The 15,986-nt window shown below is 72.0% G+C and carries 14 protein-coding genes and 1 pseudogene; 12 read left to right on the forward strand and 3 right to left on the reverse strand.

Going from position 1 to position 15,986, the window contains the following annotated elements; genetic code table 11:
* A pseudogene (locus tag Q0L15_RS17015) lies at positions 1-357 on the reverse strand (Fe-S cluster assembly protein SufB); the annotation flags it as partial.
* Positions 354-1,082, reverse strand: a complete 729-nt coding sequence (locus Q0L15_RS17020; protein ID WP_296605640.1) for a helix-turn-helix domain-containing protein — start codon at positions 1,080-1,082, stop codon at positions 354-356. The pseudogene Q0L15_RS17015 and the gene Q0L15_RS17020, both read right to left, overlap by 4 nt.
* Before the next feature lie 160 nt (positions 1,083-1,242).
* Here Q0L15_RS17020 and Q0L15_RS17025 point away from each other — a divergent pair, with 160 nt between their 5' ends.
* The 6 genes from Q0L15_RS17025 to Q0L15_RS17050 all read left to right on the forward strand — a co-directional run bounded on the left by Q0L15_RS17025 (position 1,243) and on the right by Q0L15_RS17050 (position 6,335).
* Positions 1,243-2,115: a lysylphosphatidylglycerol synthase domain-containing protein gene (locus Q0L15_RS17025; RefSeq protein WP_296605641.1), complete on the forward strand. Its 873-nt coding sequence runs from the start codon at positions 1,243-1,245 to the stop codon at positions 2,113-2,115.
* Positions 2,116-2,273: 158 nt separating this feature from the next.
* Positions 2,274-2,966, forward strand: a complete 693-nt coding sequence (locus tag Q0L15_RS17030) for a phosphatase PAP2 family protein (RefSeq protein ID WP_296605642.1) — start codon at positions 2,274-2,276, stop codon at positions 2,964-2,966.
* Positions 2,963-3,622 carry a glycerophosphodiester phosphodiesterase gene (locus Q0L15_RS17035; RefSeq protein WP_296605643.1) on the forward strand — a complete coding sequence of 220 codons (660 nt, stop codon included), beginning with the start codon at positions 2,963-2,965 and terminating at the stop codon, positions 3,620-3,622. Before Q0L15_RS17030 ends, Q0L15_RS17035 begins: the two co-directional genes overlap by 4 nt.
* A gap of 42 nt (positions 3,623-3,664) precedes the next feature.
* Entirely contained in the window at positions 3,665-4,618 is a 954-nt protein-coding gene (locus tag Q0L15_RS17040) for an ABC transporter ATP-binding protein (protein WP_296605644.1), read from the forward strand.
* Positions 4,615-5,379, forward strand: coding sequence for an ABC transporter permease (locus tag Q0L15_RS17045; RefSeq protein ID WP_296605645.1), 765 nt, complete (start codon positions 4,615-4,617; stop codon positions 5,377-5,379). Before Q0L15_RS17040 ends, Q0L15_RS17045 begins: the two co-directional genes overlap by 4 nt.
* Before the next feature lie 5 nt (positions 5,380-5,384).
* Positions 5,385-6,335 (forward strand): COX15/CtaA family protein, encoded by a 951-nt coding sequence (locus Q0L15_RS17050; protein WP_296605646.1) that lies wholly within the window; start codon positions 5,385-5,387, stop codon positions 6,333-6,335.
* A 170-nt stretch (positions 6,336-6,505) separates the two neighbouring features.
* Here Q0L15_RS17050 and Q0L15_RS17055 read toward each other — a convergent pair whose 3' ends face one another.
* A complete protein-coding gene (locus Q0L15_RS17055) occupies positions 6,506-7,450 on the reverse strand; it encodes a heme o synthase (RefSeq protein ID WP_296605647.1) in 945 nt (314 codons plus the stop codon).
* 111 nt (positions 7,451-7,561) lie between these two features.
* Between Q0L15_RS17055 and tkt the strand changes: the two genes are divergently transcribed.
* From tkt to pgl, 6 genes are all read left to right on the forward strand, one after another.
* The gene (gene tkt / locus Q0L15_RS17060) at positions 7,562-9,664 is read left to right on the forward strand and encodes a transketolase (RefSeq protein ID WP_296605648.1); all 2,103 of its coding nucleotides are present in this window, start codon (positions 7,562-7,564) and stop codon (positions 9,662-9,664) included.
* 28 nt (positions 9,665-9,692) lie between these two features.
* Complete coding sequence (tal, locus tag Q0L15_RS17065) at positions 9,693-10,799, forward strand: transaldolase (protein WP_296605649.1); 1,107 nt, start codon at positions 9,693-9,695, stop codon at positions 10,797-10,799.
* Complete coding sequence (locus tag Q0L15_RS17070) at positions 10,796-12,463, forward strand: glucose-6-phosphate isomerase (protein WP_296605650.1); 1,668 nt, start codon at positions 10,796-10,798, stop codon at positions 12,461-12,463. Before tal ends, Q0L15_RS17070 begins: the two co-directional genes overlap by 4 nt.
* Complete coding sequence (gene zwf, locus Q0L15_RS17075; RefSeq protein ID WP_296605651.1) at positions 12,460-14,010, forward strand: glucose-6-phosphate dehydrogenase; 1,551 nt, start codon at positions 12,460-12,462, stop codon at positions 14,008-14,010. The genes Q0L15_RS17070 and zwf overlap by 4 nt, the downstream gene beginning before the upstream one ends.
* A gap of 145 nt (positions 14,011-14,155) precedes the next feature.
* Positions 14,156-15,064 (forward strand): glucose-6-phosphate dehydrogenase assembly protein OpcA, encoded by a 909-nt coding sequence (locus tag Q0L15_RS17080; protein WP_296605652.1) that lies wholly within the window; start codon positions 14,156-14,158, stop codon positions 15,062-15,064.
* Entirely contained in the window at positions 15,061-15,789 is a 729-nt protein-coding gene (gene pgl / locus Q0L15_RS17085; protein WP_296605653.1) for a 6-phosphogluconolactonase, read from the forward strand. Before Q0L15_RS17080 ends, pgl begins: the two co-directional genes overlap by 4 nt.
* Positions 15,790-15,986: the final 197 nt, after the last annotated feature.

Consider the following 15,986-nt stretch of genomic DNA (forward strand, 5'->3'; position numbering starts at 1 on the left):
CTTCTCCGCCTCGGGGATGCCGAGCTTGTCGTAGGTGTTCTTGATGTCCTCGGGGAGGTCGTCCCAGGTCGCGGCCTGCTTCTCGCTGGACCGCACGAAGTACTTGATGTTGTCGAAGTCGATCGCCGAGAGGTCCGAGCCCCAGGTCGGCATCGGCTTGCGGTGGAAGAGCTTGAGTCCCTTGAGGCGCAGGTCGAGCATCCACTGCGGCTCGTTCTTCTTCGCCGAGATGTCGCGGACGACCTCCTCGCTGAGGCCGCGCTTCGCGGAGGCACCGGCGACGTCGGGGTCGGCCCAACCGAAGTCGTACCGGCCGATGCCCTTGAGCTCGGGGTTGAGTTCTTCGATGGAGGTCATCGGCTGACGTGCTCCTTCTTCTCGGTGGTCGAGCTCTTGTCGGTGATCGAGCCGGTCGTGCCCGAGGTGGGCACGTCGGGGATGCAGGTGGTGCACACGCCATCGCCGTGGGCGATGGTGGCCAGACGCTGGACGTGCCGGCCGAGGACGGCGCTGATCGCCTCGGTCTCGGCCTCGCACAGCTGGGGGAACTCGTGGGCGACGTGCGAGACCGGGCAGTGCTGCTGGCACAGCTGCTCGCCGACCGGCAGGTCGCGCACCGCGGCCGCGTAGCCCTCGTCGGTGAACACCCGGGCCAGCACCTCCGCGGGTCCGAGGTCGGGGTTGGCCTCGCTCACGCCGGCGAACCGGTCCTGGATGAACGCCGCGCGCCGCCGGGCGAACGCGCGGACGGCGTCGACCCCGCCGGTCTCGGCCAGGAACCGCAGCGCCTGGACCGCGAGGTCGTCGTACTGCTGGTCGAAGCGGTCGCGGCCGGACTCGGTGAGTGCGAACACCTTGGCCGGGCGCCCGCGACCGCGGACGCCGAGGCTGCGTGGCTCGCGGGCCTCGACGGCGCCCTCGTCGACCAGCTGGTCGAGGTGTCGGCGTACGGCGGCGGGTGTCAGGTCCAGGCGCTCGGCGAGTGCCGCGGCCGTCGAGGGACCCTCGACGAGGATCGACCGGGCCACCCGCTCACGCGTCGGCTGGTCGTGCCCCGGAGTCGGAGCCTCGTCGAATTCCACAACGTCAGTGTGCCGTTATTGATCCGAGCCATTCAAGTAAGGCGAGCCTTACCACGTTTGGCCGACCGCCGATCGTCGGTGACACTGGAGATCCACCGCGCCGCAACGTCGCAGCGATCCCCTCTCGGACACCGCCGACCCGAAGGTTCCGCCGACCTCCATGATCGACCGCCTCCGCGCCGTCCTCACCACCGCCCTCGCCTCGCGCACCGTGCTCGTCCTCGGCGTGCTCGTGAGCCTGGTCGTCCCCGCGCTCACGCTGCCCCGCCTGCCCGCGGTCACGGTGTGGCCGATGCTCGCCGGGCTGCTCCCCTGGGTCCTCGGCAAGTACCTGCTCTGCCCCCTGCGCTGGCGCGCCCTCACCGACGCCGACCTCGGTCGGCGCTGGTACCTGCGGGCGTACGCCGAGTCCGAGCTCCTCGGGCTCTTCACGCCCGGTCACGTCGGAGCCGACCTGTGGCGCCTCAAACGGCTCACCGGCACGGGTATGGGTCGCGGCGACGCCGTGCTCAGCGTCGGCACCGACCGGCTCGTCGGCGCGCTGGGGCTGGCGGCGTTCGTCGCCTTCGCCGGCACCGCGCTCCCGCTGAACCTGATCCTGCCGGTGGCGGGCCTGTCGCTCGCGGCCGTGGTCGCGGTGATCGTGCTGCGGCGGGTGCGGCCGGGGCTGCTCCCGAGCCGCCCGCTCCCCCCGCCGCGCAAGCTCGTGCACGGCCTGGTCCTCTCGGCCGGCTACCAGCTCTCGATCGCCGCCCTCCTGGTCGGCGCCGTGAGCGCCACCGGGAACTCCGTCTCGCCGCTGGCGGTCCTGGGCGCGTTCGGCGCCAGCCAGCTCGCGGGAGCCGTGCCCGGTCCCAACGGCGCGAGCCCCCGCGACGGCGCCCTCGTGGTCGCCCTGGTCGCGGCCGGCGTCCCGCTGGGCGCCGCAGCCGCCGCCGTCACCCTCAAGGCGGCCCTCGCCTGGCTGCCCGCGCTCGCGCTCGGCGGGGCGAGCCTGCTCGTCGGTCGTCGCCAGGCGGTCGCGACCGCCTGACCGCGCCGTCAAGTCGGGACCTTCTCCTCAGGACGTCACCGCCGGCTCGCGGGAGCATCGGAGCAGGGCCACCCCGACGCCGATCCCGAGCGCAGGCAGGAGGCCGGGTGATGCTGATGGCGCACGCTGTCCCGCTCCAGGACCATCGAGTGCGGTGGGTGCTGGAGCAGGTTGCGGTCGTGCTCCTCGGCGTCTTCTTCTACTTCCAGGTCCGCGGCCTCACCGCCGCCAGCCGCACGGTGGCCGTCGACCACGCCCACGACGTGCTGGCGTTCGAGGAGCGCCTCGGCGTCGACATCGAGACGACCGTGCAGGACCCGGTCACCGACTCCGACGCGCTCTCGACGTTCGTCAACTGGATCTACATCTGGGGCCACTGGCCCGTGATCGCCGTGACCATGGCGTGGCTCGTGTGGCGGCACCGGGAGATCTTCTTGAGGCTGCGCAACGCGATGCTGGTCTCCGGCGGCATCGGGCTGATCGTCTTCGTCTCCTACCCGCTCGCCCCACCGCGACTGGTCGACCCCGACCTCGTCGACACGGTGACCGAGCGCTCCTACGCCTACCGCGTCCTCCAGCCGCCGAACTTCGTCAACCAGTACGCCGCCATGCCGAGCCTGCACGCCGGCTGGGACCTCCTGGTGGGCATCTCGATCGCCACCGCGGCGGGCAGCCTGGTCGCCCGGGTGATCGGCTGCGTGCTGCCGGTGCTGATGGCGTTCGCCGTGGTGGCCACCGCCAACCACTACGTGGTCGACGTCGCGGCCGGGCTGGTCCTGGCGATGGTCGGTTACGCGGCGGCGGTCGCACTCGAGGGCCGCCGGTCGCGCCGAGCGGGACCGTCGCCATGAGCCTGCTCGCGATCGCCCACCGCGCCGGGAACTCGCTGACCGGGTTGCACGAGGCCAACCTGCTCGGCGCCGACGTCATCGAGTGCGATGTGCACGCCTACCGCGGGCGCCTCGAGGTCCGGCACCTCAAGACCGCCGGGCCGCTGCCCTTCCTCTGGGACCGCTGGGAGCTCGCGTCGGCCTCCGCGCCGCGCCTGGGCCTCGCCGAGCTCCTGGACGCCGACCGCCGGGGCACGACGTTCATGCTCGACCTCAAGGGCCGGCGCGTCGCCACCGGGCGTGCGGTAGCGGAGCTGCTGCACGAGCGCGCCCACGACCACGACCTCCTCGTGTGCGGCCGCCACTGGCCGGCCGTGGAGCGGGTCGCCGAGCTGCCCTACGTCCGGGCGGTGCTGTCGGCGCGCAACCGCGCCGAGCTGGGCGCCCTGGTGCGACGCCTCGGTGGCGACGACCGCCCAGCGCCGTACGGCGTCTCGCTGCACCGCTCGCTCCTGGACGCCGAGCTGGTCGCCCGGCTGCGGCGCCGCGTCGAGGTCGTGATGACCTGGGCGGTCGACGACCTCCCGACGCTGGACCGGGTGGTCGCCCTGGGCGCGAACGGGGTGATCAGCAACGAGTCGGACGTCCTGCGTGAGGTGCGCCGCCGCGGTCGGTGACCCGTCACTGGCCCCCGTCAAGGCGCTCCCTACACTGAGGCGGTGCCCGTGACCGAGCCCGCCGCTGACAGTCCCGCTGTCGCGGTCGACGGCCTGGTGATGCGCTACGGCGACAAGGTCGCCGTCGACGGCCTCTCGCTGCAGGTTGACCGACACACGATCACCGCGGTCCTCGGCCCCAACGGCGCGGGCAAGACGACGACGCTCGAGACCTGCGAGGGCTACCGCCGCCCGCAGGCGGGCACCGTGCGCGTGCTGGGCCTCGACCCCGTCCGTGACCGGGCGGCGCTGCTGCCGCGCATCGGGGTCATGCTGCAGGCCGGAGGCGCCTGGAGCGGCGTGCGGGCCCGCGAGATGCTCGACCACGTCGCGAAGCTCCACGCGCACCCGCTCGACACCGCGATGCTCTCGGACCGGCTCGGTCTCGCCGACTGCGGCCGGACGCCGTACCGCCGCCTCTCCGGTGGCCAGCAGCAGCGCCTGGCCCTGGCGATGGCGCTCGTCGGCCGTCCCGAGATCGTGTTCGTCGACGAGCCGACCGCCGGCATGGACCCGCAGGCGCGGCGGACGACCTGGGAGCTCCTGGAGGAGCTGCGCGGCGACGGCGTGACCGTGGTGCTGACCACGCACTACATGGACGAGGCCGAGCGGCTCGCCGACCACATCCACATCATCGACCACGGCCGGCTGATCGCATCCGGGTCGCCGCTCGAGCTCACGCGTGGCGGTCACCACGCGACGATCCGGCTGGTCGTCACCCGGCCGTTCCCGCCCGGGTCCCCCGACCGGTTGCGCCAGGCGTTGGGCGAGCACACCTCGGTCACGCAGCTCGACGAGGTCAGCCTGCTGGTCACCGGACCGGCCGACGCCTCCACCTTGGCCAAGGTGTCGCACTGGTGCGAGGCCAACGACGTGCTGCCCGAGTCGCTCACGCTGGGCCAGCGCAACCTGGAGGACGTGTTCCTCCAGCTGACCGGGCGGGAGCTGACGCCGTGAGCGGCACCTTCATCCCGCAGCCCGGCGCTGCGCCGCTGCACCGCCAGGTGCTCGCCCAGGCGGCCATGGAGTCGCGCCTGATGCTCCGCAACGGCGAGCAGCTGCTGCTCGCCGTGGTGATCCCGGTGATCGTGCTGATCGGCGGGGTCGCCGGCGCCGACCGGGTCGGCCTCGACCTCGAGCACTCCGCGGTCGACGTCTTCGCCCCCGGCGTGCTCGCCCTCGCGGTCATGTCCACCGCCTTCACCTCGCTCGCCATCGCGACCGGCTTCGAACGGCGCTACGGCGTGATCAAGCGGCTCGGCTCCTCGCCGCTCCCCCGCTCGGGCCTCCTGGCCGGCAAGATCGGCGGCCTGCTGATGATCGAGGTGCTCCAGATCCTGGTGATCTCGATGGTGGCGCTCGCGCTCGACTGGGATCCCGCGCCGGGCGTGCTCGGCGCCGCGCTCGGCGTGGTGCTCGGCACCGCCGCGTTCGCGTCCCTGGGGCTCTTCGTGGCCGGGGTGCTGCGCGCCGAGGCCACGTTGGCGGCGGCCAACCTCGTCTACCTGCTGCTGATGGCCGGCGGCGCGGTCGTCCTGCCGGTCTCGGCGTACGGCGCGGCGGGCGACGTCGTCCGCTGGCTTCCCTCGGGCGCCCTCGGCGGAGCGATGCGGGACGCGCTCATCGACGGCGCGACGGCCTGGACCGACCTCCTCGTGCTGCTCGCCTGGGCGGTGCTCGGCACCGCCCTCACCGCCCGTACCTTCAAGTGGGAGTGACCCAGATGCCTGTCCGGTCCGACCTCGGTCGGCTGTTTGATCGCCTGGCCGATCGCCTGGCCGCGAGGTTGTGGCCGCTGGCAGTGCTCAACCTCCTGGTCAACATCGGGATCATCGTGACCGGCGCCGCCGTCCGGCTCACCGGCTCGGGCCTCGGGTGCCCGACGTGGCCGCGGTGCACCGAGGAGTCGTACGTCACCCATCCGAGCATGGGCCTGCACGGCGCCATCGAGTTCGGCAACCGGCTCGTCACGTTCGTCCTGGTCGCCGTGGCGGTCCTGTGCTTCGTGGGTGCCTGGCGGTCACGGGACCGGTTCGCCTTCTGGTCCACGCTCGTGGTCGCGCTCGGGGTCCCGCTGCAGGCCGTGATCGGGGGCATCACCGTGCTGACCGATCTGAACCCCTGGATCGTCTCCCTCCACCTGGTCGCGTCGCTCGCGATGGTGATGGTCTGCCTCGCGCTCCTCGACCACCTGCGCAGCCCCGAGCGCCCCGCCGCTCCGGCAGCGATGCAGGCGGTTGCCACCGCGATCCTGGTCGTCGGATGGGTCGTCCTCTACCTCGGCACGGTCGTCACCGGCGCCGGCCCGCACGCCGGCGACGCCGATGCCGTGCGCAACGGACTCGACCCGGCCCGGATGACCCGGTTCCACGGTCTCGCCGTAGCGGTGCTCGTCGCGCTCACGCTGCTGCTGCTGGCGCTCGCGCTGCGGGCCGGCAACCGCTGGCTCACCGTGGTGACCGGCGCCCTGCTCGGCCTGGAGCTCCTCCAGGGCGTCATCGGGCTCACGCAGTACGCCCTCGACCTGCCCGAGCTCCTCGTCGCCGCGCACATGCTGGCTGCGGGCCTCCTGGCGGCGGGCTTCGCCCGGGTGTGGCTCGCCGTACGCCCGCACCGGACCGTCCAGGCGCACACCGGCCGGGTGTTCGCGTGGGCCACCCGGTCCGGTCGCTGACGCGTCGCTGGGCCCCGGACGCGAATCGACGGCGGCCCGCCCGTACCCCCGTGGACGGGCTGGCCGCCGTCACTCCTCAGACGTCGTGAGCGGCCCGGAGGTTGCGCAGGAGGCGCGACTTTTTCGTGCGAGTTAGTCCGAGTTCCGGACGAACCCCCGGTCGCTGGTGCTCAGCGCGTGAGCAGCGGGTCGACGGCGACGGCCACGAAGAGCAGCGAGAGATAGAGGTTGGAGGAGTGGAACAGCCGCATCGGCTGGATCACCCCCAACGCCTCGGTGTCGCGCGACCGCGCCCACATGCGGTGCGCCTCGAGCAGGAAGACCGCCCCGAGCACGACGGCGGCGATCGGGTAGACCGGGCCGGTGCCGGCGACCGGCCACAGGACCAGCGAGGTCGCGACCATCACCCAGCTGTAGATCACGACCTGACGGCCGACCTCGCGAGCAGGCGCGACGACCGGGAGCATCGGCACGTCGACGTTGGCGTAGTCCTCGCGGTAGCGCAGGGCGAGCGCCCACGTGTGCGGCGGCGTCCAGAAGAAGACGACGGCGAACAGCACCACCGGGACCCACGAGAGCGACCCGGTCACCGCCGTCCAGCCGATCAGCGCCGGGAAGCACCCGGCGAGCCCACCCCACACGATGTTCTGGGTGGTGCGCCGCTTGAGGAGCATCGTGTAGCCGAAGACGTAGAACGCGTTGGCCGCGACCGACAGGCCGGCCGAGAGCGGGTTGACCCAGACGTAGAGGATCACCGTCGAGGCGATGCCGAGGACGAAGCCGAACACCAGAGCCGCGGTCGGCGAGACGATGTGGCGCGGGATCGCGCGCCGGCGGGTGCGCCGCATCTGCTCGTCGATGTCGCGGTCGTAGACGCAGTTGAACACCGACGCGGACCCGGCCGAGAACGCGCCGCCCACGACCGTGGCGACCACGAGCCAAAGCCCGGGAACGCCCTCGGCGGCGAAGAACATCACCGGCACCGTCGTGAGGAGCAGCAGCTCGATCACGCGGGGCTTGGTCAGGCCCACGTACGCCGCGATGACGTCCTTCAGACTCGCCGGCTCGCCTACGGACTGCTGGGCAGCAGAGGCCGAATGGCCGACGTACGTCACAGGGGGTTCCTCGGGCGCGACAGGGGTACCGGCAGGTAGCAGGACGGCTGCGAGTCTATCGCCTGGGGTGAGTACGCTCGGGCATGGCCGATTGACCTCGAAAGGAATCCCGTGACCGACACCGCTGCGCTCGACTGGACTGACCTCGACCAGAAGGCGGTGGACACGGCCCGAGTGCTCGCGATCGACGCCGTGCAGAAGGTCGGCAACGGCCACCCCGGCACCGCCATGAGCCTCGCCCCCGCGGCGTACCTGCTCTTCCAGAAGGTCATGCGCCACGACCCCGCCGACCCCGAGTGGATCGCCCGCGACCGCTTCGTGCTCTCGTGCGGACACTCGAGCATCACGCTCTACACCCAGCTCTACCTCGGCGGCTTCGGCCTGGAGATCGAGGACATCAAGGCGCTGCGCACCTGGGGCTCGAAGACCCCGGGACACCCCGAGCTCGGCCACACGGCCGGCGTCGAGGTGACCACCGGCCCGCTCGGCCAGGGCGTCGCGAACGCCGTCGGCATGGCCATGTCGGCCCGCCGGGTCCACGGCCTGCTCGACCCCGACGCCGCGGCCGGCGAGAGCCTCTTCGACCACCACGTCTACGTCCTGTGCTCCGACGGCGACCTCGAGGAGGGCGTGAGCGGCGAGGCGAGCTCGATCGCCGGCACCCAGGAGCTCGGCAACCTCACCGTCATCTACGACCGCAACCAGATCTCGATCGAGGGCGACACCGACATCGCCTTCACCGAGGACGTCGCGAAGCGCTACGAGGCCTACGGCTGGCACGTGCAGAACGTCGACTGGACCAACGGCCACACCGAGTACGTCGAGGACGTGCCCGCGCTCTACGACGCGATCCAGGCGGCCCGCGAGGTCACCGACCGGCCCTCGCTGATCGTGCTCGACACGATCATCGCCTGGCCCGCCCCCAACGCCCAGGGCACCGAGAAGGCCCACGGCAGCGCGCTGGGCGACGAGGAGGTCGCGGCCACCAAGAAGGTGCTCGGCTTCGACCCCGAGAAGAAGTTCGAGGTCTCGGACCAGGTCATCGCCCACACCCGCAAGCTGCGCGAGCGCGGCGCCGCTTGGGGCGCGGAGTGGGACGAGAAGTACGCCGCGTGGGCGGGCGCCAACCCCGAGCGCGCCACGCTCCTGCACCGCCTCAAGGAGCGTCAGCTCCCCGAGGGCCTCGACCAGGCCCTGCCGGTGTTCGAGCCCAGCGAGAAGGGCGTCGCGACCCGGAGCGCGTCCGGCAAGATCATCAACGCGATCGCACCGCTGATGCCGGAGCTGTGGGGCGGCTCGGCCGACCTCGCCGGCTCCAACAACACGACGATCGAGTCCGCGCCGTCGTTCCTGCCGCTCAGCCGCGACACCGAGGAGTGGAAGGCCGACCCGTTCCAGGGCCGCGTGCTGCACTTCGGCATCCGCGAGCACGGCATGGGCGCGATCATGAACGGCATCACGGCCGACCGGCTCACCCGCGTGTTCGGCGGGACGTTCCTGACGTTTTCCGACTACATGCGCGGGGCGGTCCGCGTCGCGGCGCTCAGCAAGCTGCCGGCGATCTACGTCTGGACCCACGACTCGATCGGTCTCGGCGAGGACGGCCCCACGCACCAGCCGATCGAGCACCTCGCCGCGCTGCGCGCGATGCCCGGGCTCGACGTCGTGCGCCCCGCGGACGCCAACGAGACCGCGGCCGCGTGGCTGGCGATCCTCCAGCACACCGACCGGCCCTCGGCACTCGCGCTCACCCGGCAGAACGTGCCGGTCTTCCCGCGCGGCGAGCAGGGCTTCGCCGGCACCGACGAGGTCAGCAAGGGCGCCTACATCCTCCTCGAGGCCGAGGGTGGCGCTCCCGACGTGGTCCTGATGGGCACCGGCTCCGAGGTGCAGGTGGCGGTCGCCGCTCGGGACCTGCTCGCCGCCGAGGGCATCAAGGCCCGCGTGGTCTCGATGCCGTGCTTCGAGTGGTTCGAGGCGCAGGACCAGGCCTACCGCGACAAGGTGATCCCGCCGATCGTCAAGGCGCGCGTCTCGGTCGAGGCCGGGGTGAGGCAGGGCTGGCGCGAGTACGTCGGCGACCACGGGCGCATCGTCTCGATCGACCACTACGGCGCGTCGGCCGACTACGCCCGGATCTACCAGGAGTTCGGCATCACCGCCGAGGCCGTCGCCGCCGCGGCGCACGACAGCATCACAGCCGTTCGCGGCTGACCTGACCGTCCGACAAGAGGAGCAGCTCGTGACCGACCGACTGAAGGAACTCTCCGACGCAGGGGTGTCGATCTGGCTCGATGACCTCTCCCGCGAGCGCATCGAGACCGGCAACCTGGCCGAGCTCGTGGCCGAGAAGTCGGTCGTGGGCGTGACCACCAACCCGACGATCTTCGCGGCGGCCATCGCCGACGGCGAGCGCTACGACGAGCAGGTCGCCCAGCTCGTCGCCCAGGGCGAGCCGGTCGACCGGGTGGTGTTCGAGCTCACCACCGAGGACGTCCGCAACGCCTGCGACATCATGCGCCCGACGTACGACGGCACGCCGGCCGACGGCCGGGTCTCCATCGAGGTCGAGCCCGACCTGGCCAACGACACCGAGGGCACCATCGCCTCGGCGAGGGCCCTCTGGGCGGCGGTCGACCGGCCGAACGCGCTGATCAAGATCCCCGCGACGAAGGAGGGTCTGCCCGCCATCACCGCGGCCATCGCGGAAGGCATCAGCGTCAACGTGACGCTGATCTTCGGCGAGCAGCGCTACCGCGAGGTGATGGACGCCTACCTCACCGGCCTCGAGCAGGCCCGCGAGGCGGGCCGCGACCTGTCGACGATCCACTCGGTGGCGTCGTTCTTCGTGTCCCGGGTGGACTCCGAGGTCGACAAGCGGCTCGAGGCGGTCGGCTCGGAGGCAGCCCTGGCCCTGCGGGGCAAGGCCGCCGTCGCGAACGCCCTGGTCGCGTACGGCGCCTACGAGGAGGTCTTCGGCTCCGAGCGCTGGCGCGACCTCGAGGCCGCCGGCGCCCAGCGTCAGCGCCCTCTGTGGGCCTCGACCGGGGTCAAGAACCCCGACTACGACGACACGATGTACGTGCGCGACCTCGTGGTGGCCGAGACCGTCAACACGATGCCCGAGAAGACCATGGACGCCTTCGCCGACCACGGCGAGGTCCTCGGTGACGTGGTCACCGGCCGGGCGGGCGCCGGCTCCGCGATCCTCGAGCGGCTGGGCGAGCTCGGCGTCGACTTCGAGGACGTCCTGGTGGTCCTCGAGACCGAGGGCGTCGACAAGTTCAAGAAGTCATGGACCGAGCTCGTCGAGACCGTGTCCGCGCAGATGGCGAAGGCAGCAGCATGACCGATCCCACGGCCCCCGCTGAAGGTTGGCACGTCGCCCGCGGCGACCACCACGAGCTCCACGTGGGCTATGCCGACGAGGCGGCGTACGTCGACGCGCTGCGTCGGCTCGTCCAGGACAAGGCGGCCAGCCGGCTCGCCGACCGCGACCACACGCTGTGGGGCGAGGCCGCCGAGGCCGAGTCGAGCAAGCGTCTGGGCTGGGTGGGTCTGTCGACCGCGTCGCGATCGATGATCAGCGACATCGCCGAGCTCGAGGTCGAGCTGCGCGAGCAGCAGGTCTACCGCATCGTCCTGTGTGGCATGGGTGGCTCGTCCCTCGCGCCCGAGGTCATCTGCGAGAGCGACGACGTCGAGCTCGTGGTGCTCGACTCCTCCGACCCCGACTTCGTGCGCACCGCGATCGAGCACAAGCTCGAGGAGACCGCCGTGGTGGTCTCCAGCAAGTCCGGCGGGACCGTGGAGACCGACAGCCAGCGCCGTGCCTTCGAGAAGGCCTTCACCGACGCCGGCATCGACCCGACGAACCGCATCATCGTGGTCACCGACCCCGGTTCGCCGCTGGAGAAGTCGGCCCGCGAGGCCGGTTACCGGGTGTTCCTGGCCGACCCCGAGGTGGGCGGCCGCTACTCCGCCCTGACCGCGTTCGGGCTGGTGCCCAGCGGCCTCGCGGGTGCCAACATCGCCGAGCTGCTCGATGAGGCGGAGGCGATCCGTCCGGCGCTCGAGGCCGACTCGGTCGACAACCCGGGCCTGCGGCTCGGCGCCCTGCTCGGCGTCGCCAACCTGGCGGGCGTCGACAAGGTGGCGCTCGCCAACGTGGGGGCGCCGTACGCCGGCTTCGGTGACTGGGTCGAGCAGCTGGTCGCGGAGTCGACGGGCAAGGACGGCAAGGGCATCCTGCCCGTCGTCGTGGGCTCGATCGACTCCCCCAACTTCACCCCCAGCACGGCAGACGAGGTGCTCGTCGCGTTCGGGCCGGGCCACGCCGAGCGCGCCGACAAGATCAAGCCGGCGTCGGGGTGGGGCGCGACGATCGACGCTCCCCTGGGCGCGCAGATGCTGCTGTGGGAGTACGCCACGGCGATCGCCGGTCGGATCATCGGGATCAACCCGTTCGACCAGCCCGACGTCGAGAGCGCCAAGGCGGCGGCCCGCGAGATGCTCGACGGCGGCGGCAGCACGCCCGAGCCGGTCTTCACCGACGGACCGGTCGCTGTCTACGCCTCGGAGGGCTGGCTCCCCGAGGGCACCTCCACGACCGCGGCCGCGGTCGAGGCGCTGCTCGCGCACCTCGACGGCGAGCACGGGTACGTCGCCGTGCAGGCCTACCTCGACCGGCACCGCGACGCCCGCCTGGCCGGGGTGCGCGACACCCTCGCGGTGCGCACCGGCCGCCCGGTGACGTTCGGCTGGGGGCCGCGCTTCCTCCACTCCACCGGGCAGTACCACAAGGGCGGACCCGCCACCGGCGTCTACCTGCAAGTGACCGGGCAGCCCGAGGCCGATCTCGCCGTGCCCGATCGGCCGTTCACGTTCCACGAGTTCCTCACCGCCCAGGCGGTGGGCGACGGACGGGTGCTCGCCGACAAGGGGCGCCCGGTCCTGCGGCTGCACGTCTCCTCGCCCGGCGACCTCGACACGCTCCTCGGAGCGCTGGGGTGACGACGTCGCCGGTGTGGAGCAACCCGCTCCGCGATCCCCGGGACCGGCGGCTGCCCCGCATCGCGGGGCCGAGCGGGATGGTGCTCTTCGGCGTGACCGGAGACCTCTCGCGCAAGAAGATCATGCCGGCGATCTACGACCTGGCCAACCGCGGGCTGCTGCCGCCGGGCTTCAGCCTCACCGGCTTCGCCCGGCGCGACTGGGCCGACCAGGACTTCGCGCAGATCGTCCACGACTCGGTGAAGGCCCACGCTCGCACCGAGTTCCGTGAGGAGGTGTGGCGCCAGCTCGCCGAGGGCTTCCGGTTCGTCCCGGGCAACTTCGACGACGACCAGGCCTTCGAGCGGCTCCGCCGCACGATCGAGGAGCTCGACGAGGTCCGTGGCACCGGCGGCAACCACGCCTTCTACCTCGCGATCCCGCCGGGCTTCTTCGCCGACGTGGTCGGCCAGCTCCAGGAGCACGGGCTCACCGAGGGACGCGGCGACTCGTGGCGCCGGGTCGTGGTGGAGAAGCCGTTCGGGCACGACCTGGAGTCCGCGCGCCAGCTCAACGCCGTGCTGGCCGAGGTCTTCCCGTCGGGGTCGATCTTCCGCATCGACCACTACCTCGGCAAGGAGACGGTCCAGAACATCCTGGCGCTGCGGTTCGCCAACTCGATGTTCGAACCGATCTGGAACTCCAACTACGTCGACCACGTGCAGATCACCATGGCCGAGGACGTCGGCATCGGTGGCCGGGCCGGCTACTACGACGGCATCGGCGCCGCGCGCGACGTCATCCAGAACCACCTCCTCCAGCTGATGGCGCTGGTGGCGATGGAGGAGCCGACGTCCTTCGACGCCGAGAGCCTGCGGATCGAGAAGCAGAAGGTGCTCTCCAGCGTCGTGCTGCCCCGCCGGCTCGACCTCACCACCGCGCGCGGCCAGTACGCCGCGGGGTGGGCCGGCGGAGAGCACGTCATCGGGTTCCTCGAGGAGGAGGGCATCAAGCGCACCTCGACGACCGAGACCTACGCCGCCGTCACGCTCAACGTCGACAGCCGACGCTGGGCCGGCGTGCCGTTCTACCTGCGCACCGGCAAGCGTCTGGGCCGCCGTGTCACCGAGGTCGCCGTGGTGTTCAAGCGCGCGCCGCACCTGCCGTTCGCGGCCTCCTCGACCGAGGAGCTGACCCAGAACGCGCTGGTGATCCGCGTGCAGCCCGACGAGGGCGTCACGATGCGCTTCGGCTCCAAGGTGCCCGGCACCCAGATGGAGATCCGCGACGTGAACATGGACTTCGCCTACGGCGGTGCGTTCACCGAGTCCTCGCCCGAGGCCTACGAGCGCCTGATCCTCGACGTCCTGCTCGGCGACCCGCCGCTGTTCCCGCGGCACGAGGAGGTCGAGCTGTCCTGGAAGATCCTCGACCCGATCCTCGAGCACTGGGCGCGCCAGGACGAGCAGGGCAAGGGCAAGCCCGAGCAGTACGAGTCCGGCGGCTGGGGCCCCGAGTCCGCGGACGCCATGCTGGCCCGTGACGGTCGCGTCTGGAGGAGGCCGTAGTGACCCCACCCCACGAAGCTGCGGGCCTCCCCCGCAACGCTTCACCCCACGACCTTCTGGCTCCTCCGCTGCGCTCCCCCGCCACAAGCCCGCGGGGACCCCGAAGCTGCGCTCCTCCGACCCACACCTGCGAGGGGACCCCGGAATGATCGAGCTCGTGGACACCAATGCGTCGGCCATCGCTGCGGAGTTCGTCCGGGCCCGCACCCGGGCCGGCAGCCCCGCGATGGGCATGGTGATGACGCTGATCATCGTCGTCAACGAGGACCAGGCGGACGACGCCATGGCGGCCGCTCAGGCGGCCTCCCACGAGCACCCCGCCCGGGTCCTCGGTGTGATCCTCGGTGACGGTCGTGGCGCCGCCCAGGTCAACGCGCAGGTCGGCATCGGCTCGGGATGGACCGGCGAGACGGCGCTGATCCGCCTGAAAGGTGAGGTCGTCAAGCACCCCGAGTCGGTCGTGCTGCCACTGCTGCTCCCCGACTCCCCCGTGGCGGTGTGGTGGCCATGCCACCCGCCGGCCGACCCGGCGGCCGACCCGCTCGGCAAGCTGGCCCAGCGCCGGATCACCGACGCGGCCGCGGCCTCGAAGGCCCGCACCAAGGCGATCCACCAGCAGTGCTCGGCGTACACCAAGGGCAACACCGACCTGGCCTGGACCCGCATCACGCCGTGGCGGGCGCTCCTGGCCGCCGCGCTCGACCAGCGACCGATCAAGGTCACGAGCGCCTCGGTGACCGGCGAGCGGATCAGCCCGAGCGCCGACCTGCTGGCCGCGTGGCTGGCCGATCGGCTCAAGGTCGAGGTCAAGCGCTCCAGCTCCGACGGGCCTGGCATCACCGAGGTGGTGCTCGAGACCCGCGAGGGGCCGATCCGGATCAGCCGCTCCGACGGCAAGCTGGCGACGTTCTCCTCCCCTGGACAGCCGGACCGACCGGTGGCGCTCAAGCGCCGCGACCTGCCCGAGCTGCTCGCCGAGGAGCTGCGTCGCCTCGACGAGGACGACATCTACGCCGAGACCGCCGCCGCGCTGGTCAAGAGAGGCTCGCGATGACCACCGTGCCCCGCGTCGAGGTGCACCCCGACTCCGCCACCCTCGCGACCTCGGTCGCGGGCGAGCTGCTGACCAGGCTGGCCGACGCCCAGGCCGCCGGTGGCGTGCCGCAGATCGCCCTGACCGGCGGGACGATCGCGGAGGACATCCACCGCGAGCTCGCCCGGCTCTCCCCCGCGTCCGAGGTCGACTGGTCGCAGGTCGTCGTCTGGTGGGGCGACGAGCGGTTCGTGGCGCCCGACTCCCCGGACCGCAACGCGGGGCAGGCTCGTGCCGCGTTCCTCGACGCCGTGGGCGCCGACCCCGCACGGGTGCACGAGATGCCCTCGACGGCGGACGCCGACGACGTCGACGCCGGCGCGGCGGCGTACGCCGAGACGCTGCGCGCGCACGGCAGCGGCGACTTCGACGTGGTCATGCTCGGCATCGGCCCCGACGGCCACATCGCCTCGCTGTTCCCCGGCTTCCCCCAGCTCGACGTGACCGACCAGATCGCGGTCGGCGTCACCGGGTCTCCCAAGCCGCCGCCCGAGCGGATCAGCCTGACGTTCCCGGCCCTCAACCGGGCCCGCTCGGTGTGGTTCCTGGTCAGCGGCGACGGCAAGGCCGGCGCGGTCGCCCAGGCCCTCGGCGGCGCCGACCTCCACGACATCCCCGCCGCCGGTGTCACCGGCCACGACGAGACCATCTGGTTCCTCGACCGCGCCGCCGCCAGCCGGCTCTGACCCCCAGGAACCCCGACTCGGCGCGTCTGCAGGTCCGAAGGGGCGCGAGTCGGCGCGTCTGCAGGTCCGAAGGGGCGTGAGTCGGCACGTCTGCAGATCCGAAAGGGCGCGAGTCGGCACGTCTGCAGATCCGAAAGGGCGCGAGTCGGCACGTCTGCAGATCCGAAAGGGCGCGAGTCGGCACGTCTGCAGATCCG

Source organism: Nocardioides sp., from assembly GCF_024509035.1.
Classification (GTDB): Bacteria; Actinomycetota; Actinomycetes; order Propionibacteriales; family Nocardioidaceae; genus Nocardioides.

What these genes read in the sequence shown, in the direction of transcription:
- Q0L15_RS17025 (WP_296605641.1), top strand. Translation starts at nt 1,243, where the DNA reads ATGATCGACCGCCTCCGCGCCGTCCTCACCACCGCCCTCGCCTCGCGC.
- Q0L15_RS17070 (WP_296605650.1), top strand. Translation starts at nt 10,796, where the DNA reads ATGACCGATCCCACGGCCCCCGCTGAAGGTTGGCACGTCGCCCGCGGC.
- Q0L15_RS17080 (WP_296605652.1), top strand. Translation starts at nt 14,156, where the DNA reads ATGATCGAGCTCGTGGACACCAATGCGTCGGCCATCGCTGCGGAGTTC.
- Q0L15_RS17050 (WP_296605646.1), top strand. Translation starts at nt 5,385, where the DNA reads ATGCCTGTCCGGTCCGACCTCGGTCGGCTGTTTGATCGCCTGGCCGAT.
- pgl (WP_296605653.1), top strand. Translation starts at nt 15,061, where the DNA reads ATGACCACCGTGCCCCGCGTCGAGGTGCACCCCGACTCCGCCACCCTC.
- Q0L15_RS17035 (WP_296605643.1), top strand. Translation starts at nt 2,963, where the DNA reads ATGAGCCTGCTCGCGATCGCCCACCGCGCCGGGAACTCGCTGACCGGG.